The organism is Algoriphagus yeomjeoni, assembly GCF_003259505.1.
Taxonomy (GTDB): domain Bacteria; phylum Bacteroidota; class Bacteroidia; order Cytophagales; family Cyclobacteriaceae; genus Algoriphagus; species Algoriphagus yeomjeoni.
The window spans coordinates 221,604-247,949 of the sequence record NZ_QLLK01000006.1 but is presented as its reverse complement, the minus strand read 5'-3'; the positions used below and the strand labels follow the sequence as shown (position 1 = coordinate 247,949).

The 26,346-nt window shown below is 39.5% G+C and carries 19 protein-coding genes; 13 read left to right on the top strand and 6 right to left on the bottom strand.

Features of this window, described 5'->3' with window-relative positions:
* Nucleotides 1-5: 5 nt before the first annotated feature.
* Nucleotides 6-710, bottom strand: a complete 705-nt coding sequence (locus LV83_RS12175) for a hypothetical protein (RefSeq protein WP_111611803.1) — start codon at nt 708-710, stop codon at nt 6-8.
* A gap of 220 nt (nt 711-930) precedes the next feature.
* Here LV83_RS12175 and LV83_RS12170 point away from each other — a divergent pair, with 220 nt between their 5' ends.
* Nucleotides 931-1,725 carry an alpha/beta hydrolase family protein gene (locus LV83_RS12170; RefSeq protein WP_111611802.1) on the top strand — a complete coding sequence of 265 codons (795 nt, stop codon included), beginning with the start codon at nt 931-933 and terminating at the stop codon, nt 1,723-1,725.
* A gap of 42 nt (nt 1,726-1,767) precedes the next feature.
* A complete protein-coding gene (locus LV83_RS12165; RefSeq protein WP_111611801.1) occupies nt 1,768-3,162 on the top strand; it encodes an alpha-L-fucosidase in 1,395 nt (464 codons plus the stop codon).
* 6 nt (nt 3,163-3,168) lie between these two features.
* Here the strand turns inward: LV83_RS12165 and LV83_RS12160 are convergent, their stop codons facing one another.
* The gene (locus LV83_RS12160) at nt 3,169-8,298 is read right to left on the bottom strand and encodes an adenylate/guanylate cyclase domain-containing protein (RefSeq protein WP_111611800.1); all 5,130 of its coding nucleotides are present in this window, start codon (nt 8,296-8,298) and stop codon (nt 3,169-3,171) included.
* A 199-nt stretch (nt 8,299-8,497) separates the two neighbouring features.
* On the opposite strand from LV83_RS12160, the gene LV83_RS12155 reads away from it, so the two are divergent.
* Nucleotides 8,498-10,063, top strand: a complete 1,566-nt coding sequence (locus tag LV83_RS12155) for a hypothetical protein (protein ID WP_111611799.1) — start codon at nt 8,498-8,500, stop codon at nt 10,061-10,063.
* 10 nt (nt 10,064-10,073) lie between these two features.
* Here LV83_RS12155 and LV83_RS12150 read toward each other — a convergent pair whose 3' ends face one another.
* Together LV83_RS12150 and LV83_RS12145 are read right to left on the bottom strand one after the other, a co-directional pair.
* Nucleotides 10,074-11,528 carry a Dyp-type peroxidase gene (locus LV83_RS12150; protein WP_111611798.1) on the bottom strand — a complete coding sequence of 485 codons (1,455 nt, stop codon included), beginning with the start codon at nt 11,526-11,528 and terminating at the stop codon, nt 10,074-10,076.
* 9 nt (nt 11,529-11,537) lie between these two features.
* The gene (locus tag LV83_RS12145; RefSeq protein WP_111611797.1) at nt 11,538-12,800 is read right to left on the bottom strand and encodes a hypothetical protein; all 1,263 of its coding nucleotides are present in this window, start codon (nt 12,798-12,800) and stop codon (nt 11,538-11,540) included.
* Between the two features lie 408 nt (nt 12,801-13,208).
* Between LV83_RS12145 and LV83_RS12140 the strand changes: the two genes are divergently transcribed.
* From LV83_RS12140 to LV83_RS12100, 8 genes are all read left to right on the top strand, one after another.
* Nucleotides 13,209-13,658, top strand: a complete 450-nt coding sequence (locus LV83_RS12140) for a nuclear transport factor 2 family protein (RefSeq protein ID WP_111611796.1) — start codon at nt 13,209-13,211, stop codon at nt 13,656-13,658.
* A 216-nt stretch (nt 13,659-13,874) separates the two neighbouring features.
* Nucleotides 13,875-16,229, top strand: coding sequence for an ABC transporter permease (locus LV83_RS12135; RefSeq protein ID WP_111611795.1), 2,355 nt, complete (start codon nt 13,875-13,877; stop codon nt 16,227-16,229).
* Nucleotides 16,230-16,483: 254 nt separating this feature from the next.
* Entirely contained in the window at nt 16,484-17,098 is a 615-nt protein-coding gene (locus LV83_RS12125) for a hypothetical protein (protein WP_111611793.1), read from the top strand.
* Between the two features lies 1 nt (nt 17,099).
* Entirely contained in the window at nt 17,100-17,393 is a 294-nt protein-coding gene (locus LV83_RS12120) for a winged helix-turn-helix domain-containing protein (RefSeq protein WP_111611792.1), read from the top strand.
* A gap of 54 nt (nt 17,394-17,447) precedes the next feature.
* Entirely contained in the window at nt 17,448-17,774 is a 327-nt protein-coding gene (locus LV83_RS12115) for a potassium transporter KefB (RefSeq protein ID WP_111611791.1), read from the top strand.
* A gap of 48 nt (nt 17,775-17,822) precedes the next feature.
* Nucleotides 17,823-18,548 carry a DoxX family protein gene (locus LV83_RS12110; protein ID WP_111611790.1) on the top strand — a complete coding sequence of 242 codons (726 nt, stop codon included), beginning with the start codon at nt 17,823-17,825 and terminating at the stop codon, nt 18,546-18,548.
* Nucleotides 18,549-18,606: 58 nt separating this feature from the next.
* Nucleotides 18,607-19,848: a hypothetical protein gene (locus LV83_RS12105; protein ID WP_111611789.1), complete on the top strand. Its 1,242-nt coding sequence runs from the start codon at nt 18,607-18,609 to the stop codon at nt 19,846-19,848.
* Between the two features lie 108 nt (nt 19,849-19,956).
* Nucleotides 19,957-21,216, top strand: coding sequence for a cation:proton antiporter (locus tag LV83_RS12100; protein ID WP_111611788.1), 1,260 nt, complete (start codon nt 19,957-19,959; stop codon nt 21,214-21,216).
* A gap of 9 nt (nt 21,217-21,225) precedes the next feature.
* Here the strand turns inward: LV83_RS12100 and LV83_RS12095 are convergent, their stop codons facing one another.
* A complete protein-coding gene (locus tag LV83_RS12095) occupies nt 21,226-21,891 on the bottom strand; it encodes an FAD-binding oxidoreductase (protein WP_111611787.1) in 666 nt (221 codons plus the stop codon).
* A 158-nt stretch (nt 21,892-22,049) separates the two neighbouring features.
* Here LV83_RS12095 and LV83_RS12090 point away from each other — a divergent pair, with 158 nt between their 5' ends.
* Together LV83_RS12090 and LV83_RS12085 are read left to right on the top strand one after the other, a co-directional pair.
* Nucleotides 22,050-22,961 carry a sugar phosphate isomerase/epimerase family protein gene (locus LV83_RS12090; protein WP_111611786.1) on the top strand — a complete coding sequence of 304 codons (912 nt, stop codon included), beginning with the start codon at nt 22,050-22,052 and terminating at the stop codon, nt 22,959-22,961.
* 147 nt (nt 22,962-23,108) lie between these two features.
* Nucleotides 23,109-24,629, top strand: coding sequence for an arylsulfatase (locus tag LV83_RS12085; protein WP_111611785.1), 1,521 nt, complete (start codon nt 23,109-23,111; stop codon nt 24,627-24,629).
* 146 nt (nt 24,630-24,775) lie between these two features.
* Here LV83_RS12085 and LV83_RS12080 read toward each other — a convergent pair whose 3' ends face one another.
* On the bottom strand, nt 24,776-26,302 hold the full coding sequence (locus LV83_RS12080) for a hypothetical protein (RefSeq protein ID WP_111611784.1): 1,527 nt from the start codon (nt 26,300-26,302) through the stop codon (nt 24,776-24,778).
* Between the last annotated feature and the right edge of the window lie 44 nt (nt 26,303-26,346).

Sequence of the window (26,346 nt, the reverse complement as noted above, 5' to 3'; positions counted from 1 at the left end):
TAATCTCAGTAAAAAATATTAGCGTAATGCTGTGCAAAACTTTGCCATAAAACGGTATCTCTTATTTGCCAAAGCGTCATATAGATTATGAATATTAAGAAAATGGTGAGAGAGGCACGATTACTTTTTTTGCCAGTTATATCTATAAATAATAAAATGCCAGCAATCAATAAAACAAGCAAATCTGAGATGGTCATAGCCATGCCCAAACTAGCATCAAAGCTGAATAAAATACCGCGACCAATACCTGGCCCAATGGCCAATAGTCCAGTAGCAATCATGTAGCGCATGTGGTACTGAGATTTTTTGCGGTAGACCATCGCCAAGGTCCAAAAAACAGTAAAGTATATCAGCCCACGGGAGTCCAAAGCAATAAATGTGAGCGCATCATGCATAGGCACATCGAACTCGATAGCCCGCCAATAGCCATGCCGTCCAATCAGATATAGGGATATAATAATGGCAGGACCTAGCACCCAAGAAACCTTTCCTATACTTCGGTGAAGCTTTGGGCGACCCATATAAAGAAGCGCAGGTTGGAGTACCAAAAGCACTAGCCAAGTCATCAGCAATGCACCGTGTACATGTATTGTAGGCGTGGCATTTTCGAACGTTGGAAACTGACTGGTGTAAGTGGAATAAAAACCCCACTGAGTCCCTAAAAAAATAAGAACCATCAAGATGGTCGTATTTCGAAAAGTTTTTTGCATAGTTAAAAGCTAGCTTGTTTTGCTCGGCATTGCAAATGAAATATTCCGATCTGGTCAAAGTGCAAAAATAATTTAATCTGTCTACAGGAACGATTTCTATATTCATTTCACCTAAAGATTGAATAAAACAAACCACAGCCTTATAGCAGGTCAGTTTTAGGCGAATTCTTATCCCAGAAAACCTTTATCTTGAGGCACTTAAAACCCAAGTTGAAATCATATGTACACGCTCAAAACCCTACTTTTTCTCAGCCTAACCTTTGTGATTATCAGCAACTCAATGGCACAGAATGCCCCGTTTGATGCCTATACGATTAGATATTTCACCTTCCAAGGACATGAGGCCAAGATCGTTTTTCCGAAGGAGGCAAATGAAACCAGAAACTGGATCTGGAGAGCGAGATTCTGGGGCCATGAACCGCAACTGGATCGAGCTTTATTGGACATGGGATTTCATGTAGTCTATGTAGATGTCGCAGATCTATATGGAAATGAAGAAGCTGTAAAGCGCTGGAATGACTTCTATGCCTTTTGCCGGGCCGAATTTCAACTCAACCCCAAAGTAGTTTTGGAAGGCATGAGCCGAGGCGGATTGATTATCTATAACTGGGCAGCGCAGAACACAGACAAAGTATTTTCAATCTATGCCGATGCCCCCGTTTGTGATATCAAAAGTTGGCCAGGAGGATTATATGCCGGAAAAGGTAGCCCAGGAGATTGGGAGAAAGCACTTAAAGCTTATGGATTGGATTCAGCTTCGGTTCGGGAGTTTAGGGGAATTCCGATTTATACCAGCATTGAAGTTGCCAAAGCAAAGATCCCTGTCATTCACGTATTTGGGGAATCTGATAAAGTGGTTCCTTATATGGAAAACACCTATTTATTGGCAGAGGAATTCAAAAAAGCTGGAGGTAACATCACCCTGATCCCCAAGCCCGGAGTAGATCATCACCCGCATAGTTTGGCCGATCCACAACCTCTAGTGGACTTTATCATGAAAAGTATTCAAAAGTAGCATCATTCTATTTTCTTTGATTTTGCAAATAATCTAAGCCCAATGCGATTTAAAAACCCTCTATTTACGCTGATGCTTTTATGGCATACTGCTAATTTTGCGCAAGCTCAACAGCAAGTCCCCATCCCAACACAAGCGCAGCTTGACTGGCAGAATTCTGAAATGGTGGCTGTTTTCCATTATGACCTCCATGTGTTTGACGGAAAAGTTTACAACCAAGCTCAAAACAGAATCACACCCATCGCGGATTACAATATTTTCAATCCAGAAAAGCTGGATACAGACCAATGGGTAAAAGCCGCCAAGGATGCAGGATGCAAAATGGCCATTCTCACCGCTACTCATGAAACTGGCTTTGCACTTTTCCAATCTGACTCAAATCCATATAGCATGAAAGCGCTGAAATTTCAGGATGGCAAAGGAGATTTGCTTCGGGACTTTAAGGCTTCCTGTGAAAAGTACGGCTTGCGAGCAGGTGTATACATAGGGATTCGATGGAATTCATTCTATGGAATCCATGATTTTATGGTTGAAGGAGAAAGTACTTTTGCCAAAAACCGGCAACATTATTACAATACCTTGGTAGAGGGAATGGTGACAGAAATCTTTACAAATTATGGGGATTGGGCAATGGTTTGGTTTGACGGAGGTGCTCACGGACCTGAGCAAGGCGGACCTGACGTCTTGTCGATCTTTGAAAAGCATCAGCCAAACGGTCTCTTTTATCACAATTTACAACGGGCAGATATGCGCTGGGGAGGAAGTGAATCAGGTACGGTTCCTTATCCTAGCTGGGGAACTTTTCCTTTTGCAGCTATTGGGTCGGGAGAAAGTTCGAGAGCAGAAATCAGTAAAAACAACTTTGCGTTACTCAAAACTGGTGATCCGAATGGGATCTATTACATGCCAGCTATGAGTGATGCGCCTCTGAGAGGATATGGGGGCCATGATTGGTTTTGGGAGCCCGGCAGAGATCATTTGGTTTTCCCTTTAGAAAATCTGGTCAAGATGTATTACAATTCCGTAGGGCATAATTCCAGTTTGATTTTGGGACTAACGCCAAATGCAGAGGGACTTTTGCCCGATACAGATACCAAGCGTCTCAAAGAACTTGGAGATGAGATTTCCCGACGTTTTGCAAATAAGATTGGGGCTACTTCTGGAGCTGGTGATCAAGTCAAACTTCAGTTTTCCAAAATGCAAAAGGTCAATCAAGTAGTACTAATGGAGGATATCACCAAAGGTGAGCGGGTCCGGAAATTTACGATTGAAGGTAAGACTGCAAATGGCTGGAAAATGATTTTCGAAGGTTCAGTGATTGGGCACAAGTTCATCCATGAGTTTGAAGAATTAGAAATTTCTGAGCTACGACTTAAAATTTTAGAATCAAAAGGTGAAGCTCAAATCAAAGAATTTAGCGCCTATTCCTTTGAATAAATTGCCCTATTCACCCTTGTACCTCTCCACAAAATACATATCTACTTCACCCTTATTTTTCGCCTGCACTTTTCCTCTGTGAATGCATGAAAAACGATCTTTCACCAGCTCATAAGTAGCACCGGAAACGTTGATTTTACCTGCCTCTCCACTACTTTCCATCCGTGATGCAAGGTTTACAGTATCTCCCCAGATATCGTAGGCAAACTTATTCAGCCCAACAATGCCAGCAACAATATTCCCTGTATGAATCCCTATCCTAAGCTCAAAAACAGGCTTATTTTCACGGATGCTTACTGCTTTATGTTCTTCGATAAAATCCCGGATTTCAATAGCTGCATTGATCACATCAATAGGATGTGTAATATTTGCAACCGGAATTCCACCAGCAGCCATGTAAGAATCACCTATCGTTTTGATTTTTTCTATTCCATGCTTTTCGATGATCCTGTCAAACTTCTTGAAACAGAAATCAATTTCCGCCACCAGATCAACTGCAGTCATTTTCTCAGCAATCAGAGAAAATCCCACAAAATCAGTAAATAAAACCGTGGCACTGGCATACCTTTTCGTCTGAGCCGATCCTTTTTCCTTCAGTTCTCTAGCTATATGCAGTGGTAAAATATTCAGTAAAAGCTCATCAGACTTTTCCTTCTCATTCTGAAGATCCAAGGTTCTTTCTTTGACTTTAGATTCTAGGTTGGCATTGTACTCTTCTAGCCTTTTCTCATTCAATCTCAGATTCTCCTCTACTTCTTTTCGCACTTCTACTTCCTGAATCAATTTTTCATTGAGTTGATTTGTACTTTCCAAAAGCATTGCATTCTGTAAGGAAATAGCAGTCTGCGTAGCCATTACTTGAAGTATCTCAATGCGTTCTTTGGTAAATGCTCCAGATAGCAGCCTATTTTCCAGATAAAGCAATGAAAACCCAACTCCAGAATGCTTCTGCGGGATACACAGTATGGATTTTACCTTGTTAGAATCGATGTACTCTTCGTCTGAGTAAGGCAAAGTCTTGGTAGCATCTTCGAGGACGAGGGTCTCCCCAGACCTCAATACGTAATTAATGACTGAGTGACTGATTTCCTCAAAGTCAGCATAAGGGATATTTTGAAGCACCTGAATCTCATTGCTGGAGTTGTCAATGGATGCTTTGATCACTTTGCTATCCTTTTCGATCGTGATGAGAAAAGCCCGGTCTGCTCCGGCATTTTCGCTTACCAGCTGCATCAAGCCTGTGAGAATATTCTCCAATTTCATCTCACCGGAAATCAGATTAATAGTCTTTAGGATAGTATCCAAATCCAGGATATTAGCATTCACTCCTATTTCTTCCGCTGAAATAAATCCAGCATATGCTTCTTTCATTTGAATAAGTTTAGCCTTGGCTCCCCACTTCTCATAGGATTTATAGGCATTTGATAGGTAAAATTGAGCAGCTTCGGGTTGCTGCTGCGCGTTGAAAAATATCCCTGCTCTTTCCCATATCAACGCCTCATCCTGAATGTATTTATGCATTCTGGCATACCTGATCGCATAAGTAAAAGATCTGACGGCATTATCGAAATTCCCTTTTAGACCTTCATATTCTGCCTTCATAAACTCATGACGATGCTGGAAATTAACTTCCGAATGCTTTACTAGTCCTCCGATCAGCTTGATATTCTTTTTACATATTTTCAAAAGAGCCTTTTGCTCCGAAGCAGATCTAGCATGAAAAATCGGGGAAACACAAAGGTTTTCGTAATAGAAAAAAAGCATTTCTGTAATTGATCCTTTTACAGGAATCAAATGTAATTTCTCCAAAGAACAGAACTTCCAAGCTGTCTCATTTTGATTGAAAATCAGGCTCAAAAACTTCTTCTGCGAATACAGATTATGGTAATACAAACTGAAAGCAGGGACATCAGCAAAGTCTATCATTCGCTCATCAAAGAGCTCCCCACTTAAGACCTCAAAGTCTTCTACTCCTTCCAGCAGGCACAAAGCAGATTGACGAAACAAATCAATTCGCTTGATCTGCATGATTTGATTCAGTGGAGTGATTTGTTTGCTGAGTAATTCGCCTCTTAGTAAGATCTTAGGTATTGGCTCACCTCCATAGAAATTCCAGTAAATAATCAATTGCCCGATTATGGAAGTGAATTCAAAATCTCCGGTTTCAAGTCCTTTTTTCAATGCCTCTTCCAACTCCGGGATGCTTTCCGCAAGATGCTTCAGCCAGTGCGAAATAAACATCACATAGACCTGCTTAAAGGAGACAAACTCGTCTTCGTTTTCGATTATTTCAAAAACACTATTCCCCAATTGACCCATTTTAAGACCCTTGGCCATATTACCCATAAAGGCAATATTGATATAGCCAAAAACTACGAAAGCCACAGGTGTCTTGGAGCCCAAACCGAATTTTAAGGTTAGCCGGATCAACTCAAACATGATCAATGGAAGTAGATTAGGTTCGGTTAAATAGGCTGCCAAAGACATATGATGCATGATAGACATGGCTATCAGTAACTTCTCGTCTTTGATCTTCGGGAGATTTAGGATTTTGTCTTCAGAATAAAAGAGCAATCTTATGTTGGTTCTCAAAAAGCCTAATAATACATTCACCTGACCAGGATGACGCTTGAGGTCAATATCGACTAGACGAAGAATCTCCAATCCAATTTCAATTACCCTCTTCTGATCATTTTCAACGTTGGCATTCTGGATTTTAAGATCAGCCAATTTGAGCTTATCCAAAACACTAACTGCATTTGCATCGAGTAAAGCAGTGTATCTAGTGAATAGATCTTGATTGTTGCACTGATAGGCTGCGATGGCAGATTTCAGGTAAAGATCATAAGTGAATTCCCTATCCTTGTCCCAAGCGTCTGATGCGAGGTGTTGCAAGGCATTTTCAAAATATTGCATTGCCAACACATACGCTGTAGAGTTTTGAGCTCTTTGGCCTGCTATACTATTTAGCTCACAGAGGGTTTTAATCTCAGATGGATCTGTGATTAATTCCTTACCGAAATTGAATTGATTCACAATCTCAAAAACATCATCTCTAGGTCCTTTTTCTTTGGTTTTCGAGAGAAGAGCTTGACCGATTTTTAGGTGATTTCTCTTTTTATCATCTTCAGCAATGAGTGAATAAATAGCTTGCTGAACCCTGTCGTGAACGAAATAATAGCTGCCGTCCAGACTTTCTATAACTAAGTCAAGCTCTAGGGCAAGATTGAAATCTTTGGCTACTTTTTCGCTTTCTTGCTCAGAAACTCTAACCAAGTCTTGCAAGTAAAATTTATTACCAATGCAGGATGCTAGTTTAAGGATTTCAATCGTATCTACAGGGAGTTCATTGATCGCTTCAAGAAACAAATTGACGATATCTCCCTCCACATTGTAACTGATCAGCTTATCAATTTTCCAGTTCCATGAGCCCTCCTCGCTATCAAAATAAAGCATCTCGTTTTTATAGATTGCTTTCAAAAATTGATTAGCAAACAATGCATTACCAGCGGACTTTTTGAAAACCAATGAAGCTAATTCATCTAAAGGTCGCTCTGATTTACCAAGCGTATTGGTGACCATCTGTCGTATATCCTCTTCTTTCAGGTTTTCCAATAATATTTCTTCCGGCTGCAGTCCTTGCTCTTCCAATTCCATTTTAAACTGAAGAAAATGATGCCCAAGGGTAATTTCATTATCTCGATATGCGCCTACGATGAGGATATTGTTAAGCTCAGAATTGACGAGTATAGTCTTCATCAAATCTAGAGAAGACACATCTGACCATTGGAGATCATCAATAAAAATGAAAACAGGTTTCTCAAGCTCTGCAAATACTTGGAAAAACTTCGTGAGTGCGTAGTTAAATCTTAGCTGCGCTTCGGTTCCTGTTAATACCGGAATCTCTGGTTCATTATCAAGCAATTTTTCCAAACCAGGAATAACCTCAAACAACACCCTTGCTATAGGCTGCAAAAGACTATGAAGTTTGGCTTTCCATTTATTTAGCTCAACTTCATTTAAAAGCAAAACCTGATTGATCAACTTGCCTAACGCCTGCGAAAAAGCCGAATAGGGCACATCAGCCCGTAGCTGATCGAACTTCCCCGAGATAAAGAAACCTCCGGATTGAACGACAGGTCTGTACAGGCGCTCTACCAGCGCAGATTTCCCAACTCCTGAATTGCCATAGACATAAACAAGTTTTTTCTCGTTGTGGCTGATACTTGAGAAAGCATCCTTGAGCTGTTTTAATGGCTTGTCTCTAGCATAAAGCTGATCTGTAAATAGCAAAACGCCAGCGGAATCTTGGGTACCAAGTAGGAAACCTTCTATATCCAACTCCTTTTGGATGGAGTAAAGAATCATTTCCAGATCATACAAGACACCCTGGGCAGAATGATACCTGTTTTGCACATCTTTCTCGATCATTTTCATGATCAATTCAGAAAGGACCTGCGGCATTTCGGCTAATTCTGAAGGATGCTTAGGAGTCAACGCTATATGAGCATGAATCTTCGAAGCTCCTTCCTTTGATTCAAAGGGTAATTGCTTGGTGAAAATCCAATAAAAGATGATACCTAGTGCATAGATATCTGAATAAAGCCCGATGTCTGTACTGATTCTACCCGTTTGTTCTGGGGCGATGAAGTCATAATCAGCTTCAAAAAAAACCAACCTTCTTTCAATTCCAATTTTTCTTTTGATTCGCGTGGCTAATCCAAGGCTGATAAAAAACACCTCATTCGTCCCATCCTCGACAATAATATGATCTGGATTGAGGTTTAAGTGAACAAATTCTTTACGATGAACTTCTGCGAGCCTTTTTGTGATAGCTAGACAGATTTTCATCTTTTCGGCCACGTTCAAAGGCTTAGAAAGATATTCTTTTAAAGTTTTTCCCTTTATAAACTTCAGCTTTAGACATAACTCGGTCCCGGTATTTTCGCTTTGTAACACTGTCCTAAAAGCAGGGACAGAGACATCCAAAAACGAAGCTTCATTATTAGCTTTTAATGTTTCAATCTGAGAAAGTGTGGCAAGCGCTATTTTTTTGGTGACAATGGTATTTTCCCCAGAGGGATTAGAATCCTGGTTGGCAGAATTATTAGTTGAAAACAAGATTTGCCATTTCATTAAAAAGAGCTGTTAAACTGTCAATTGGAAGGGTTGACCTAATAGAAATGGATAATAGGGTGATCCATTTCACTAAATTTAATACAAAATCTAATATAAAAAACACAAAATAAAATTCCCAACCGCATTAGCTTCACCTTATTTTTAATTACATTCCAACTCACTTTTCTTGTTTTTTAACCTCACTTTATCGCAGGACATGTCAAACTCAACCGAAGCTCCAAAAAAATTAGGACATGAATATGTACAGTATGATGAAGATCGTATTGGGTATGAAATGCTTCAGGAATTTGAAGCGCAAGTCACTCGAATGTACAAGGACAAAAAAATGCTCCGCCAAGTACATACCAAAATGCATGGCTGCGTAAAAGCCACTTTTGCCGTAGAAAAAGATTTGCCAGACGAGCTTAAAGTTGGAGTATTTGCAGGCGAACCTAGAAACTACAATGCTTGGGTTCGATTTTCCAATGGCAATACAAAACCGCAAAAAGACAAGAAAAAAGATATTAGAGGAGTTGCGATTAAGTTACTTGGCGTACCAGGCGAGAAAATATTGGAGGATGAAATTGATGCTCAGACGCAAGATTTTTTATTGATGAGCACGGAGAAATTCTTTGCCAAAAATATCAAAGAGTTGGGCAGACTTCTTAAAGCAATAACATCAGCTAGTTTTATAAAAAGTAAACTCTTTATACTAAACCCAGTTTTATGGCCAATAATACTTCGTGCATCAAAAAGTAAAGTGGCCTGTAAGAATCCTTTGGACATCCCTTATTGGAGTACCCAACCCTACCAATTTGGGACAGTAGACAGAGCTGTCAAATATCACCTTCGACCATCTCCATGTAACATTACAGTCGTAGAAAATACTACCGACTATAATTATCTAAGGTATAATATGGCCCAAACGCTACATGACAATGAGGCCAAGTTTGATTTTTTTGTTCAGTTTCAAACTGATGCTGACGCAATGCCAATTGAAGATCCGACCGTCCCTTGGACTTCTCAAAATATCAAAGTTGCCACACTGACGATTTACCCGCAGGTTTTTGATTCGAATGCACGAATTGAATACGGAGACAATCTCTCCTTTAACCCCTGGCACTCTCTGCCTGAGCATAGACCTTTGGGTGCATTTAACCGAGTCAGAAAACGTGTGTATGAAACCATGTCTAAATTCCGACATGACAGTAATAAGCTTCCCTTTGAGGAGCCAAAGGACTCTTCTGATTTTCTTGATGACATACTTCCAGCAAATACGAAGGTGACACTCGATCAGCAAGTACCTTCCAAACATGTCATATTTACAACTGCTGAAGTCATTGTCAATTGTGACAAAAAGACTGCCTATGAATTTGTGTCCAGTGTAGAAAAGCTATCGAGCTGGTTACTTAAAACTGGGCCTATTTACGGTATTATTAAAGTAAAAAAGCTGCGTGGAAATTGGGCTGAAGTTGGAGACAATAGGCTGGTAGAAAGAGGAGATTCCGCAACATTAGTAGAAGAACTTATTTCGGTTCACCATTATTCTAACTACGCGTATCAAACAACGGAATTCAGTGATATCTTCAAGCGTTTCACCAACAAAACCTATGGCCACATGTGGTTTGATACCGTTGATGATAAGACAAGACTAAGATGGGTGTATACGTTCACCTACAAAAATCTACTTGCTCGAATTTTCCTTTCCATCTTCGCTCCACTTTTTCTGAAAAAGTATCTTCAAAATGGGTTAAATAATGCCAAGGCATTTTTGGAAGAATAAGAATATGGAGTTAAATGGTGGATAAGTACCGAAGCACATTTATTGATGGGAAAAAGAAATAGGCTCCGCCCTTCACGGTAATCACTCTTGGCAAGTCCTTAATCGTTTTGCTTACTGGCTCATCTTGTATAGTGAAATTCTGTTCTTCTCCGAGCTCCGGCGTCTCTTTTACGCCAATAATTGGGTCAGGGTCATTATATAACTCCTTGTTTTTCGGGAGATTTGCCCAGGTATATTGGAGAAATTCAAACTGACGACTGATATCTGCATTGAAGCAAATAAATAAGAGCCCAACATCTCCATTGGGTGTAGTTTTCGTTGGTGAACCTTCATAAATCTCCCCATAAAGCCTTGCACGTCTGATAATTCTGTGTTGCTTACTTAGTTTTAGGGATTCCTTTTTGCCATGATCATCCACATTATCTCTCGGGTTTGTTCTTCTTAAGTGTGACCCAAATGGACATTTCAATCCATCCTTATCGAACTTAGCATAACCAAAATCATTGACATCACTGAATGGTCCTGGATCTGCATCTGGAAAAAGAGTAACAGGAGCACCACTCTGCCATCTTCCCATGAACTTTGCTCCTAACTTTAAGCTTTCTGCTTCATTGATAGATCCATCTGGATTCTTCGTTTTTTCATTCAAATAACCCCAAAACTTATTTACATCCTGATCCAATTGGCGCATCACCATGAATGTCCCATCTTTCCCTATGTCTTTCTGACCGCTTCCACCCGCGTCAGGCGTTAGTAAATTCAAGTCCCCTTGTTCCTTTACAATCAAAGGAGTGTCAGGATATACTCCAAATTCATTTTTATAACCGAATAAGAATTCCCCTGCTTTGATGACGTCATCCTTGTCTCCTACCCTCCCGGATCCCTCGATGATTGGCTGAGAAACACCGTCTCTAAACCCAAAGTGTTCTTTATTATCTGGCTGAGTTTTTCCATCTATATGAAAAAGTTCTATGAAACCATTCTCATCAAATTTAGCGGCTAACTCATTGTAGTAATCCAGACAGACTATTTTATCCTTTTCCAGGTCATCGTTCGAAGATTTATCATTCCCAAACACCATCAAACAAAGATGGATAGTTTCATTGCGAGGTCCTCCCCAATTCCAAACTTCAGGGCGACTTGTGCCAAAATCCCCCAGTAATCTGGTTCTATGATCTGAGACCATCCCTTGTCGAAATTCTCTGGAAAATGCGCCTAGATTCTCTTCATTTAACCCCAGCTTTCCCAATCCAGCATGCGTAAACGCAATATTCAGATGTGTAGGAGGAATTTTAGACTTGTCATGAATATGCCTTGCTGATGTCATTTCTTTCCAGGACTGTGACAACCATTTTTTGGCCGCCTTAGCATCTGAAATCTGTAAGTAAACAAACCTCGAATACAACATATGAGCATAGCCTCGGATAAGGTAACCTTGGATATTTTCTAGTTCTAGCCTTGTCATATTTATAGTCTATAGGAGTTTAAGGAATTTGGCGGCACGTCTTTTTGAAAGTGTCTTCATCAACTGAACCCTTATTCGGGTGTTATTATTGACATTTTTTATGGAGAGGTCAGGATATGCTGTGTACCAGAAATTAGTCACTAGCTCAGAATTGCGACTCCAGGCTAGAAAGTATTCCTCCTTGTAAGCGCCGCCGGTAATTAAAAAATTTGTCTTTGGAAAGACCTTCGTGTTAGAGAATATTCCAGTAAGTCCCCAGCCACTATTATCTATGAAGTCACCAAGGTATTGCTGCCAGCTCCCGTCAAAATTGGAGAAAAACAACACCCTGGAATTCTTCTCAAACATCACCCATTTAGCAAAGTGTATAGTGGGAATCCCCATCAATTTACCTTGTGTGAAGATAAATTTGATTAGAAAATTTGATAGCAAAAACATGAATTTGATAGCAATAAGTCGGATAGTCCCTTCTTTCATATCAACAAGCTGGGTAAACTGATTCTGATTTTTAAAATCTTCATACTTCTCTAAATCAGTTAAGAATTCATCATCTAGCTGACTTCTTTTCTTGGTGAAATTTTCATCCTTTCGCTCATAAAAGAAATGCACAATCAAAACCAAAACAAGGATAAAAGGCAATAAGGCTAGTAAGCATACCCCTAATAAAACTACCCCAAAATAATTGATTCGAGGCATTCTTACTCTTTCTCCTTTCAAGTAAGCAAATTCAGGATTTGACAAGACCTGGTCTTTGATTTTCTTATGTACTGTTTCTGGTGAAACATCTTCCCAAGTCCTAGAATCGACAAAGTCTCTAATAAAATCCCGAAGCTTTTTTTCCTTACGGATCTGCAAAACAGACCTGCCTGGAGCACCTATGTAAACTGCTGCATCCTTGATCACATGGCTTTCCAAATACGCTTTTCTACTTGCAGTGGTCACCGTATTTAATGGTGGATAATTCTCACAAAAAACATAGACCAAGTCCAAAATTGTACTGGAATTCTCGCTGACTTTATGAAGCATTTCTCCTTCCTCACCATCGTAATCGATAACAAAAAGTAGCTTTGGATTCCGTTTCTGCTCGTCATCTATCCATGACTTCCCATGATCTATCACCACCCATCGAGCATAATGTATGATAGACAAACTATCAAATTCTTTTGAGATTCCTTCTTGGGAATTCCGCTTGATTTCTACGAGTTGGTCTAATAAATCCTGAACCTTTTCGGGAATTACTGGAACAAGAATAGTAGTTGAGTTTTGTTTCATATAGATTTATTAACCTATAATTAATTTAATATCTAAAAATACCATAGTCTTGAAAGTCAAATAAATAAGGTGATAAAAGACTTGCTTGGACCAATTCCTTAGAAAAACTAAAAGTAGAAATTGATATTATTCTCATTTCAATAAAAGATTTCAAACCATTACTTACATAGTGGAAAACCTAATTTAAAAACAACAACAAAGCCTCATTCAATATAAAGTTAAATATCCAGTATCACAATTTTGATCTAAGAATAATCCTATATAAGCCTTGTCCTGAACCTCGAGAAAAACTCCGATAATTCTTATAGCGAATAAATACACACAAAATGATATAGCGAATTTAGATTACCTTCCTATTCTAGATATCTTTAAAAGTAATTCTGAATAACCCCAAAAAACCGAAATACAATGAAATCAGTCTATGTAGTTTTTTTCTTATTTGTAGTCGCAAGTTTTTCTGCTTTTGCTCAACAAACCTGCATGACAGAAGCTAGCATCAAAGCACTGGATGCCAAGTGGGAAGAGATGAACCTGAATCCAGATCCGGAATTTTTCAAAAATCAACTTGCAGAGAATTTTGTCTGGGTGCACAATCATGCTTCAATGGTAGATACGAAAGCGGGGGCTATAAAGCGAGCAGAAACGCAAGCTGCCAATGGAACGAGCAACACACGTTCTAGGGTTCAAAGTGACGTGAAAGTCGCTATTACTGGAAATGTAGCTATTGTTACTGGATTCACAATAGTAGATAGAGGCCCTACTCCTACACGATACCACTTCATGCGAACCTATATGGAAATAGATGGACAGTGCCTTTTAGTTGGAAATCATACCATGGCGGTTCCTGAAGAGGAATAGTGGATCAAAGCTTTAGACAAAATCAACCTTTACGAAGTTTTTTTAATCTTAGGTTTTTCCCAAAACCGAACAAAATTGTCCGCGGATTTTATTATCACAATTTGAAAAAGCTTCTCTCAAGCTCTCTATCCGGGTTTAGGGAAGGCATGCCTTTTGGTTTTTTGTGTGGAAGCAAAAAAGAGATACAGATTTGTTTCTCCAAAATTTGAGAATACCATGTGGAAAAATTATCTGAAGACATCTTTTAGAAATCTAAGACGACAGAAGGGCTATACCTTGATCAATATTCTTGGCTTAACATCAGGAATAGTAGCAAGCATTTTTATCTTTTTGTGGATCCTAGATGAACTATCGTTTGATAAGTTTCATATTGAAAGCGATAGAATCTATAGTGTCATGGTTAATAGCGAAAGACCAGATGGAATTATTGATACCTATCCCGCTAATCCATCCAGACTGAAAGAAACTCTTGTCAATGAAATTCCTGAAATAGAACTAGCGACTCAATACAGTTTTGAAAGTGCTGTATTGGTAAAGCATAAAGCTGAGGGCTTTAATGAAATAGGAATTTATGCTGATCCCAATTTTTTCAGGGTCTTTAGTTTTCCATTGGTAAAAGGCAGCGTTGATAACATTCAGAATAAGTTAAACAGCATCTTTATTTCTGAAGATTTGGCCATAAAGCTTTTCAAGGATGAAACCTCATTAGAAAAAACTATTCTACTTGGGCAAGATCAGGAATTGACGGTGGCTGGTGTATTCAAAAACATCCCTGATAATTCTTCCCTACAATTTGATTTCGTTGCTCCTTTTGATCTCTATCTACAAGAGAATCCATGGATGCAAAACTGGGCAAGTGGTGGATCGAGAACGACAGTCTTGCTGAGTGAAAATTCAGAAATCCCTACTAATAAAATTGCTAATCTGATACAAAAAAACTGTACAGAATGCACTAGCCAGCCATTTCTTTATCCTTACCATAAGCTTCGACTTCATGGAGAATTTGAAAATGGGGTGAATATTGGCGGAAGAATTCAACAAATTTATCTTTTTGGGATTGTAGCTATTGTGATTCTAATCATGGCATGCATCAATTTCATCAACCTTGCAACTGCAAGATCAGGTTCAAGAGGTCGGGAAGTAGGAATCCGTAAATCTATAGGTGCAAATAAATCTGAACTCGTAATTCAATTTATTACTGAATCTATTTTGGTTTCTTGGATAGCATTAATTGTAGCGATCCTTTTGGTGCAATTGCTCCTTCCCTTTTTTAATCAACTCACAGGAAAAAATCTAGCCCTTGACCTAACCAACCCTATTTTCCTACTAGGTTTAGTGTCAATTACCATCATTACCGGAGTTCTTTCTGGGGCCTATCCTGCATTTATTTTATCCCGCTTCAAACCTATTTCTGTTTTGAAAGGAGATAACCGATCTTTACTAAAAGGGCAGAGTTTGCGAAGAATTTTGGTCATTGCTCAATTTTCTACTTCGGCCATATTGATCGTGGGAAGTATTGCTATTTATCAGCAAATTAATTTCATCAGCAATCGTAACCTTGGTTTTAATAAGGAAAATATCATCATTATTGATCAAAATGAAGGCATTGTCAAAAGCTATGATGGGATAAAAAATGAATTACTTCACCTTCCTGGAATCGAAAATATAGCCTTTGGTGGCAATAGTATTTTTTCTGTGCCAATCACAACCAATGATCCCGTTTGGACTGGAAAATCAGAAAATTCAAACATCAATTTTAAGATTTATCGTTGCGACGAGGCGTTTATTCCTACCCTAAACATCCCTATAAGTAATGGCAGAAATTTCTTAGGAACTCAAGATGCCTCGAATTACATCATCAATAAAAAAGCTGCTGAAGCGATGGGGTTGGACCTTGAAACTGCAGTCGGCACTGAATTGGAAATGTGGAATGGAAAAGGTCAAATCATTGGAGTTACAGAAGACTTTCATAACGATAACCTGAAGTTTGATATTGAACCGATGATTTTCATGTTTTCTGAAAATCTTGGTTCACACTATTTCATCAAAGTTTCCAATCAAGCTTCCATGGCTGGATTAATCGACCAAGTCAAAGGAGTTTTTAAAAAATACAATCCGGAATATCCTTTTGAATTTTCTTTTCTAGAGGAGGTTTTTGAAAGAGAATATCAAAATGAACAAGTCATAGGCAAACTCGCTCTTTCTTTTACAATCATAGCAATTTTAATCTCTGGTTTGGGTCTTTTTGGTTTGGCTTCATTCACAGCAGAACGAAGAACCAAAGAAATTGGAATTAGAAAAGTGCTTGGCGCCTCTTCCAAAAGTCTTTCTCTATTATTATGTAGCGACTTTGCTATTTTAGTCTTTGCCAGCTTATTAATTGGCTTTCCTATCGCTTGGTATTTGATAAGGGAATTCTTATCCACCTTCACTTTTCATACAGAGATTCATTGGACATTGTTCTTTTTCACTGGCTTGCTGATGCTGGGACTTACATTCCTATCCGTCGGATATCATGCAATTAAGACTGCCTGGTCCAATCCTGTGAATTCCCTTCAGAATGAGGAGTAGGGTTCGATTGATATTCTCTATTGGATTCCCTTTGATTATCATTAGATCTCCCCACTTTCCAGGGCTAATGCTACCGGCACGATAGTCTATTCGAAATGCCTCAGCATTTTGCTGCGTAGCGTAGTATAAAACCGCTGCAAGATGTTTTCCTAGCAATTCATCTAGAGTGTTCAAAAAAATCTCAAGTATTTTTCCACATAAAGATGAAATCCAGAATTTTTCATTTTACTTTGTGACTCAAAGTACTTTTAACTATGAGAAAACCAGAACAAGAGTTAGCTGAAATCAAATCCATGATGGAGCGAAGCACACGCTTCCTAACCCTCAGTGGTCTTTCTGGGATATTGGCAGGAACCTATGCTTTGATCGCAGCAGGGATTGCTTATACTTGGATTTATTATCCAGAATTACCCTATGGAAGTAATATCGACAAGATCAGTGAAGATGGGATCGTTGGCAAGTTGATGATTACAGCATTGATCGTACTGTTACTTTCCATAGGAACAGCTTGGGTTATGAGTCAAAATAATAGCAAGAAAAAGGCTACCAAATTCTGGACTCCAGCCAGCAAACGTTTCATTCAAGCGCTGTTTATTCCTGTAGCAATCGGTGGAATTTTCTGCTTGGCCTTGGTTTCAAGAGGACATCTTGCCGTAGTCGCTCCAGCAACCTTAATCTTTTATGGATTGGGCTTGCTAAACGCCTCCCACTTCACTCATAACGACATCAAATACCTTGGCTATTGTCAGCTTGCGCTTGGAGTTATTTCGGCATTTCTTCCAGGATTTGGTCTGCTCCTCTGGTCATTAGGTTTCGGAGTAATGCATGTTATCTATGGAGCGATGATGTATTATAAATACGACAGGTAAGGTGAAGGGGAATTACGATAAAGCATTTGAAAATGTGGTCCGGTTGCGGGTCATGTCCATCTTGATGGTCAATGATGAATTTGATTTTAATTCATTCAAAGAACTGCTCGATGTGACTGATGGGAATCTGGCTTCACATCTGAAAAATTTGGAGAAGCAAGAATACATTTCAGTAGCCAAATCATTTCTAGGCAGAAAACCATTAACCAATTATTCAGCAACAGCCCAAGGTAAAGCAGCATTCCAAGACCATCTGGAATTCCTTGAAAATTTGATCAAAGAAAACAAACCCTAAAAAAAATTTATACAAACACTTTGAATTACAAAGTACTTTCAAAATATAAATTCTATGAAGACTAACATTGAATTTCTAAAAGGTATTCAAGCCAAATCCGCGAGTGTAGCAGGCCTCATTGGAGCTGGAATTCCATTATCCTGGCTCTTATTTCTCATTCTGGTCAAGAGTGAAGACTTCGAGACCTGGATGATTGTCCCCCTCACATTTATCCCACTTGGTGGTTTGTTTGGAGGATTATTCTTCTACCTGATGGGATTTATCTGGTTTCCTTCAGGGGGAAGAAAGCTGGCGGCTATCATTTTCAGCACAGTAGTCTACTTTATAGGAATATGGCTAAGCGCGGTTCTTTCATTTAGCCTAGTCGGGCTTTGGGATTAATCAATTTACCAGATCAAGGCATTTCCAAACTATAAAACCAATTAGTAAATGACATTATCAAGTCTATCCGAAAGATTAGAAAACTACTATTTCAGCATAAAGCAAAACAGATGGCATTGGTTGTTTCAACTTGCTTGCAGAATACTGCTCGCTTATGCATTCATTGTTGCCGGCATGGTGAAGATTCTAGGTGAGCGATTTGCCAGTGGATTGTCAGTGATACATCCCATGGGATCCTATTTAGAAGCCCTGCATCACACGGGTTATTACTACACCTTCATCGGGGTTGCTCAGGTGCTGGCTGCCATTATGCTTTTAATTCCCAGAACTGTATTAGCCGGAGCTTTGCTCTACCTCCCCATCATTGTAAATATTTGGGTTCTATCATTTGCTGTTCGATTTGTGGGTTCTTATATGACATCACCTTTAATGGTATTGGCTAACCTTTACATACTTGCCTGGCACTATGATAAGCTGCGATATATACTTCCTTTTACTAGTTATTACAAGGAAGTAAGCGTATCCAAACCAGCGAAATACGAGAATAAATTTCCAATCCTATTCTGTATTGGAGTAATTTCCACTATGGCTTTCTTTGTTTGGTTTGCACGGTTTGGCCATGAAGTCATGCCTTTAAATTCCCTCTCTGACTGCAAATCTCAATTCATAGGAACAGAAAATGAAGCAGTTGGATTTGAATTTTGTGAATGTATCCATACCACCGGGAATCCACTGGACGAGTGTTTGGAAAATTTCGAAAAATCTAAAAATTAGAAAAAACATAACTCATTTATAATCAATAAAATACTGAACAACATAATCCTTCCCGACCATGCGTACAGAAATCTTAACTCACATCAATGATCCGGCTTATCTGGAAAAGCTTTACCGAAGCAACAAGTCAGAGTTTAAAGCATCATTTACTACGCTTTATCCCGAAATAAGGGAGAAGCCAATCAGCGAATTTTGGAACGAAAGGTTGAATTCCGAAGCTGGTGGAATCTCCTGGGGTTCCAATAACGAACTAGTTTACGTTGGCGTTGCCACATTCCTAGCAGGCTTGATCGCCCGGATTCCATTCACATTCTCCGTTTCAGAAGACTTCTTTTATCCAAGAAATATCGCCTTCATCATCTTCCCCGTCTTGGTAGCCTTTTTTGCATGGAAAAATAAATTACCTACCAAAACTATAGCGATCATTGCTGCTATTTCTTCAGCATGCCTGATTTATATCAACTCTCTGCCAGGCATTGAAACTGACACATTGATTTTAGCATGTCTTCACCTGCCTGTCTTATTATGGATTTTGATTGGAGTGGCTTTTTCAGGTAAAGAAATTCGGAATGTAAATAAGCGATTGGAATTCCTTCGATTTAACGGAGATGTGATTGTGCTATCAGTTCTATTAGGGATAGCTGGAGCAATTTTAACAGGTATTACCTTTGGACTTTTCAGCTTGATTGAAATAAATATCGAAGAGTTTTTCCAGCAGAACCTAGTAGTTTTTGGCTTGCCTGCTGTCCCGATTATTGCCGTTTATCTGACTTGGACAAATCCTCAATTAGTCAATAAGGTATCCCCAATCATTGCCAAGCTGTTTAGTCCAGCAGTACTGATTATGCTTACCGTATATCTTGTGGCGATCATGTATTCTGGAAAGGACCCGTACAACGATCGGGATTCCCTCCTACTCTTCAATTTAGTTTTGATTGGTGTGATGGCCTTGATTTTCTTTTCGGTAGCCGAAAGCTCTAAAGATCAAAAGAAAAGCGGCCATTTTTGGATCCTTTTTCTTCTATCCATTATTACAATAATTGTCAATAGCGTTGCACTTTCAGCAATCCTTATTAGGATATCTGAATTGGGGATCACACCAAATCGAATGGCTGTCCTAGGTAGCAATATTTTGATGCTCGCTCATTTGCTAATGATTGCTGCTAAGCTATTTAAGACAGTGTCTAAGAAATCAGAAAGTAGCGAAGTTGGAAAGACTATCGTGAATTATATTCCCTTATATTTCATTTGGGCAGCGTTTGTATTCTTCCTTTTCCCAGTTCTATTTAATTTTCAATAAATTCGATTTCATGCAGGGATCAACTACCCAAATGATCCCTGCACTTTTTTGACTCAATCAATAAATTGGTTGTATTTTGGCAAAAGCCATCAAAACCACTTCTAGACAATGGATATTTTTAGCATCATAACCATTCTTATTGTCCTATCAGCAGTATTTGCCTTTATCAACACCAAATTCCTGAAGCTGCCATTTACCATTGGACTGATGATTATTGCCATCGTATTTACGCTTGGAATTACCATTTTAGGCAAGATCAATCACTTTTTCATAGATGAAGCTGAGCTACTGATTGGTTCAATTGACTTTGAAACGGCACTGCTTGACGTCATGCTGAGTTTCCTGCTTTTTGCCGGTGCGCTACATACCAAGCTAGATTCCTTGAAGGCAATGAAAGCTCCGATTGCCTTTTTCGCAACCATTGGAGTCGTACTTTCCACTTTCTTGGTTGGTACGATGATGTATTATATTTTCATCCTTTTTGGACATGAAATCAATTATATCTACTGCCTGCTTTTTGGTGCGTTGATCTCTCCTACTGATCCTATAGCTGTTTTGGGAATTCTCAAAGATGCCAACGCCCCTAAGAAATTGGAGGTGAAAATAGTGGGAGAATCACTCTTTAATGATGGTGTGGGCGTAGTTATTTTTCTGGTGATTTTCAAAATCGCCCAAAAAGGAATTGACGCTGTAGATGCTAGTGAAGTTGGCTTGCTTTTTCTCGAAGAAGTGGCAGGAGGCATTGGTTTAGGACTGGTTGCTGGCTGGTTGACCTTCAGATTAATGAAGGTAATTGATCATTACGAAACGGAAGTAATCATCACCTTGGCCTTGGTGATGGGACTTTCTATGCTAGCGCACCAACTCCACGTATCGGGTCCGCTGGCAGTAGTGGTAGCGGGGATTTTTATAGGAAATAAATCTCCAACTATTGCCTGGTCTGAGACCACACATAACTACGTGGACAAATTTTGGGAACTGATCGATGTACTTTTAAATGCTGTCCTCTTTGTTTTAATTGGCTTGGAGCTCCTTATAATTACTGCAAGTGAAGAATATTTAACCCTTGGCTTGCTGGCTATTCCAGTTGCTTTATTAGCTCGATTTTTATCGCTGGCTGGCCCTGTAGCTATCTTTGGTAAGAGGCTTGATTTTATCCCAAAAACCAATCTATTAATGACTTGGGGAGGAATCCGTGGCGGTATTTCCATCGCATTGGCATTATCGCTTGAGCCACAAATGGAGCGCGAACTCTTCCTAACTGTCACCTACGTAATCGTGGTTTTCTCAATTATAGGACAAGGATTAACCATAGGACCTTTAGTGAAAAAGGTAATAGGTATGAGCGAGAATCACGAACCGAAGTAGGAATAAACCCTACTTCTCGAAAGTAATAGCGTCAGGATTTGCCCCCAATTTTTCTAATGTTTCGCTGATTGCTTTTATCATCGGATCTGGCCCACAAACATAAAAATGCTGAGTATAATCCTCCACATGTTTTTTCAAAAAGTCCTCGTCGATACGTCCGTGTTCATGACCTTCAGCACTTTCTTTTTCAAGAATAGAAGAAAAATCTCCTTTAAGAGTTTCTCTAAAGTATTTCTCCAAAATAACATCCTGCTTGGTCTTATTTGCGAAGAAAAGTTGGTTGCCACTTAACTTTCCCTGTGATTTCAACTGTTTGATTATTGCGATAAAAGGAGTAACGCCAGCACCTCCAGCTATAAAAATCCCCTTTCCTTTGTACTCAATTGCTCCCCAAGAATCATCAAATAAAAGCTCATCGCCTACCACTAATCGATCGAGCTGATTTGTCACTCCATCATGATCAGGATAGGATTTTATTACAAATTGTAAATAATCATCTTCAGGTAAAGAAGTAAATGTAAACGGGCGCTTTTCTTCCTTCCAATCCGGTTTATTGATAGCTACTTCGGTTGCTTGCCCAGGAGTAAATGAATAACCCTTTGGCTTTTCCACTTTGTACTGCTTTACATCGTGTGTTAATGTCTGAATATCAAGTATTTTTGAAATATGTGTCATTAAAATAGTTTGGTTGGTTGTACTTTATAATACGTAATCATGGCTTTTTGTTTAATCCCGGCGGTATTTTCTCCTGCTGTTTCAGGAGCAAATGTGTTATTCCATTCAATATTTCTATGAATTAGCTAACTTGTCCAGCAGAAAAAATCAATCATAAAATGAAAAAACATTTAAGCCTAAGAATCAGCTTTTTACTTGCTTTGACAATTGGTTTTACAGCATGTAGCAGTAAAACTGGGACCGAGGAACTTACAGAAGTAGAAGTAGGTACAGAAATTCTTTCTGGAGACTTTGGAGGTCTAGCCCTATATACATTAAGAGATGCGATGTCAAAGGATCCAAAAGGCACACTACAAGCTGTTGCTGATAATGGCTATGCCTATGTAGAAACAGCAAATTATTCAGATGGAAAATTCTACGGAATGACTCCCACAGAATTCAAATCCTATTTAGAATCTATCGGGCTGACAGCCAAGAGTGCACACATGGGCATGGTTAATTTGGAGAATGCAGATCAATTGATATCAGATGTGAAAGCCGCTGGCATTGAGTATTTTGTTATTCCTGTACCTCCTATGGGCATGTTTACCTCTGGAAAAGATGGAATGGGAATGAAAGGAAGCCCAGAGGAATTGGTTAACATCATGAATACTTTGGGAGAAAAATGCAATAATGCAGGGATCAAACTTTTGTATCACAATCACGACTTTGAATTCAAAGCGATGGAGGATGGTACTGTGATTGAAGATCTTCTTTTGGAGAAATGCAATCCTGAATTTGTTAATTTTCAAATGGACCTTTTCTGGGTCACAAAAGCTGGTGTTGACCCACTTACCTACTTTGAAAAGTATCCAGGGCGCTTCATTGCTTGGCATGTAAAAGACATGAATGAAGAAGGTAACTTTGCTCCTGTAGGAACTGGCACGATAGATTTCAAGAGAATCTTGGCAGAGAAGGATAAATCAGGAATGGAGTTCTACTTAGTAGAGCAGGACAATACTTTCGATTTAGACCCTTTGGAAGCAATCAAAATCAGCCATCAAGGTTTAGAAGAGATTGGATTCAAATAATCCCCCCTTTTTATAAATTAAAAGCCACCTTAATCGGTGGCTTTTGTCGTTTTTGAGGATCCTGCTTTTAAAACTCAATAATCACCCACTCCTCATTTCAGATGTTTTTAGTAATTTAATCGGTGTCCCGAAAACGATAACCTGATTATGAAAAACCCAATTTTCATTTTGCTGCTTTGGCTCTTTATTCCTTTGGTTGGAAAGGCTCAGCAAGAAAAGCCAAATATCGTCCTGATTCTGGCAGATGACTTAGGATGGTCGGATATCGGTTCTTATGGAAGTGAGGTAGAAACTCCAAACTTAGACTGGCTGGCTGAAAATGGGGTCAGATTCACTCAAATGTATAATACCTCAAAATGCAACCCATCAAGAGCAGCCTTGATTACGGGTTTGTATGCCCAGCAAGTAGGCTATGAATCTACCTACGAGCAACCTCTGAAAAATGGAATCACATTTGGAGAACTTCTCCAGTCGGCAGGATATAGAACACTTTGGGCAGGCAAGCATCACGGATATGACCATCCAATGGATCGGGGCTTTGATAGATATTTTGGGCTAAAAGAAGGAGCTTCAAACCATTTCAACCCCGGACCTCGTCGCGGAAACGAACCTCAACCTGCTCAAAAAAGGGATGATCGACCATTCTATGAGGACCGGAAACTTATGCAGCCTTATTCTGTACAGCAAGATTACTACTCCACAGATTACTTCACCAAATATGCCTTGCAGTGGCTGGAAGAATACAAAGATGAGGACAAGCCATTTTTTCTTTACATAGCATATACCTCACCTCATGATCCTCTGATGGCTTGGCCGGAAGACATTGAGAAGTATAAAGGAAAATATTCTGAGGGGTATGAGTCTATCCGACAAAAGCGCTACAAAAAACAGAAAAAACTAGGAATCATAGATGATACCCATGTCCTAAGCGAAGCTACCTATCTACCTTGGCAGTCGCTTTCCGATTCTCTCAGAAATATAGAGGAGCAGAAAATGGAAGTTTATGCAGCAATGATTGATCGCATGGATCAAAAAATCGGGGAAATCATCGAAAAACTGAAGTCCCTCAACAAATTTGAGAATACTGTTTTCCTATTTCTTTCCGACAATGGCGCCTCAGCTGAAGTAGTCACGATTCCTGGAGACGGGAAAATTGGTACGGTAGGACATTGGACTTCGCTGGGGCCCGATTGGGCAAATGTAGGAAACACACCTTTGCGATTCTTTAAAAACTATTCTTTTGAGGGAGGTATCAAAACACCCTTAATCATCTCCTGGCCAAAAGGTCTGGGTCATCAAAATGAAATCAACTCTTACCCAGCACATCTGATCGATATTCTCCCAACTCTTGCAGAACTCGCAGACGCCAGTTACCCAAGTGAGTTCAAAGGAAATTCTATCTTTCCTACGGAAGGAAAGAGTCTTTTACCTGCTATTCGAGGTGAAATTACCGAACGTATGGAACCAATTTTCTGGGAATGGAGAATTGGAAGAGCCGTTAGAAAAGGAGACTGGAAACTCGTTGCTCATGGAGAAAACGCCTCCTGGGAATTATATAACCTAAAATTAGACCCAAGTGAGACAATAAATATCATAGACCAAGAGCCTGAAATTGCTAACGAGCTAGCGCTTGAATTCACAAATTGGAAAGAACGAGTAAGCTTTTAATGCAAGAAACCCCAAGTTGCAAACTGATAGTGTAATCATTCAATTGAGCTTGAGCACAATACTAATTAAGGAAAGTTTCACTCTGCATAAACAAAAAAACCACTCCTGAGTAGAAGTGGCTTTTCATTTATGGACCATTAACCTTTTTACCCCAGAAGTAAAGTCAGATTTCGATGAATAGAATTTTTACCAATCCACTTGTATCCATCAGTTGTCCGTGCTGAGGCTGTCAGCACAAAACTATATGCACAGGATTGAGGTGGTCGCCAATTCCCAGATTCAGGAATTAATTTGTTTGCAAACCCTTCCCAGTTTCCTTTTGAGGGAGTGTATCCTTCGTAATAAATTGAAGTAGATAGACCCTCTCCGTAGGTGGCATGAAAACTTACAGAACGGAGATTTCCTTCTGGATCATTGGCTGTGATACGGAAATTCAATCCATCCGGTGCTGCTCCTATGCTTTCTATAGCACAGGCAGATACTTCAATTCTGCCATGTTTTACACTTTCGATGATCGTAGCCGGCACATGATTGTCTATATATAATTTCAACTCTTGGAATTCAAGCGGTCTGTAGCTAGTTCCTACAAAAAATGTGACTTTTATAGTATACAATCCTGGCAATAATCCAGAAGTAGGAAACTGTATAAGCAAGTCATCGATGGAGTAATCCGTACTTGGATTTGCCAGCTCATAATACCCATATGAATTTGGCGCAAAAGCCTCCAAAGCATAGTTGGAGCCCGTCCAGCGATAATTGGACCAATTGCTGATCAACTTCTGGTAGGCGCCTCCTCCCGGACCGGCTATTTCTACCATATACTTCTTATTGCTTGCACCATACAGAGATATCATTTTGGCACGGTTCCCTATCAAGTTTAGGGTACCGCCAAAAGCAGCATTTTCCACATGAAGAGAATAACTGGACTCCGTTGTAGCACGACCGGTAGTTTGATTTATTATATCCTGATCAGCCGTATTTTTACCTGCAGGAATCAATCCTACACTTCCTATCAAATGGCCTAATGAACTGGAAGGAATACTTGGCTTTCTAGAAAGGACAAGCTGTCGAAGTTTGGTAAAATCCTTATAAAAATTGCCCGGGAAATCCGTTGTGAACCCAGGATTACTGGATTTTACCCTAAACCCAAAATAGGTAAAGGGCGTACTCAACGGCCAAGAGAGCGACACGTTGATCTCGCTAAGTTCTATTCTGAATTTCCAGATTCTATGGGAAACTTCTGAGTTCGGACTTGGACCAAATTCTTGAACCACTGCCGAATTGGAAGGATCGGAAAGTAATCCTGTCCATTGTCCAGGACCTAGGTACTTCTGTCTACCGAGTTTGTTTGGCTGACCAGGGTAAAGTCCATAGTTCACATCTACATTGGAAGTGATCGCTCTATCCCTAGTATTGTCAAAAGTCAGCCAAAAATAATCGTTAGTACTGCTGTCATTCCCAGTATCAGACACCACATCAAGAGTGAGGTACAGAAAATTAGCATCGTTCTTTGCCATCACAAACCCTCTGGAGAACTTGAGACTACCAGCTCCCTCCCAACCTCCTTCGGTAATAGGTTTATTGATGTCAACTGGATTAATTGCCCATTCACTCCGTAGAGGAAAAGCAAAAAGTAATGGGGTTGTAATAGATAAATTTCTAAGCTTAGCCATAGTTTTTAATAATTATGAAATGTGAAAAGAAGTAATTGTCTCCT

Coding starts and splice junctions, on each gene's coding strand:
- LV83_RS12145 (WP_111611797.1), bottom strand. CDS start 12,800: ATGAAACAAAACTCAACTACTATTCTTGTTCCAGTAATTCCCGAAAAG.
- LV83_RS12140 (WP_111611796.1), top strand. CDS start 13,209: ATGAAATCAGTCTATGTAGTTTTTTTCTTATTTGTAGTCGCAAGTTTT.
- LV83_RS12105 (WP_111611789.1), top strand. CDS start 18,607: ATGCGTACAGAAATCTTAACTCACATCAATGATCCGGCTTATCTGGAA.
- LV83_RS12170 (WP_111611802.1), top strand. CDS start 931: ATGTACACGCTCAAAACCCTACTTTTTCTCAGCCTAACCTTTGTGATT.
- LV83_RS12175 (WP_111611803.1), bottom strand. CDS start 710: ATGCAAAAAACTTTTCGAAATACGACCATCTTGATGGTTCTTATTTTT.
- LV83_RS12150 (WP_111611798.1), bottom strand. CDS start 11,528: ATGACAAGGCTAGAACTAGAAAATATCCAAGGTTACCTTATCCGAGGC.
- LV83_RS12100 (WP_111611788.1), top strand. CDS start 19,957: ATGGATATTTTTAGCATCATAACCATTCTTATTGTCCTATCAGCAGTA.
- LV83_RS12160 (WP_111611800.1), bottom strand. CDS start 8,298: ATGAAATGGCAAATCTTGTTTTCAACTAATAATTCTGCCAACCAGGAT.
- LV83_RS12155 (WP_111611799.1), top strand. CDS start 8,498: ATGTCAAACTCAACCGAAGCTCCAAAAAAATTAGGACATGAATATGTA.
- LV83_RS12085 (WP_111611785.1), top strand. CDS start 23,109: ATGAAAAACCCAATTTTCATTTTGCTGCTTTGGCTCTTTATTCCTTTG.
- LV83_RS12135 (WP_111611795.1), top strand. CDS start 13,875: ATGTGGAAAAATTATCTGAAGACATCTTTTAGAAATCTAAGACGACAG.
- LV83_RS12165 (WP_111611801.1), top strand. CDS start 1,768: ATGCGATTTAAAAACCCTCTATTTACGCTGATGCTTTTATGGCATACT.
- LV83_RS12125 (WP_111611793.1), top strand. CDS start 16,484: ATGAGAAAACCAGAACAAGAGTTAGCTGAAATCAAATCCATGATGGAG.
- LV83_RS12090 (WP_111611786.1), top strand. CDS start 22,050: ATGAAAAAACATTTAAGCCTAAGAATCAGCTTTTTACTTGCTTTGACA.
- LV83_RS12095 (WP_111611787.1), bottom strand. CDS start 21,891: ATGACACATATTTCAAAAATACTTGATATTCAGACATTAACACACGAT.
- LV83_RS12110 (WP_111611790.1), top strand. CDS start 17,823: ATGACATTATCAAGTCTATCCGAAAGATTAGAAAACTACTATTTCAGC.
- LV83_RS12080 (WP_111611784.1), bottom strand. CDS start 26,302: ATGGCTAAGCTTAGAAATTTATCTATTACAACCCCATTACTTTTTGCT.
- LV83_RS12115 (WP_111611791.1), top strand. CDS start 17,448: ATGAAGACTAACATTGAATTTCTAAAAGGTATTCAAGCCAAATCCGCG.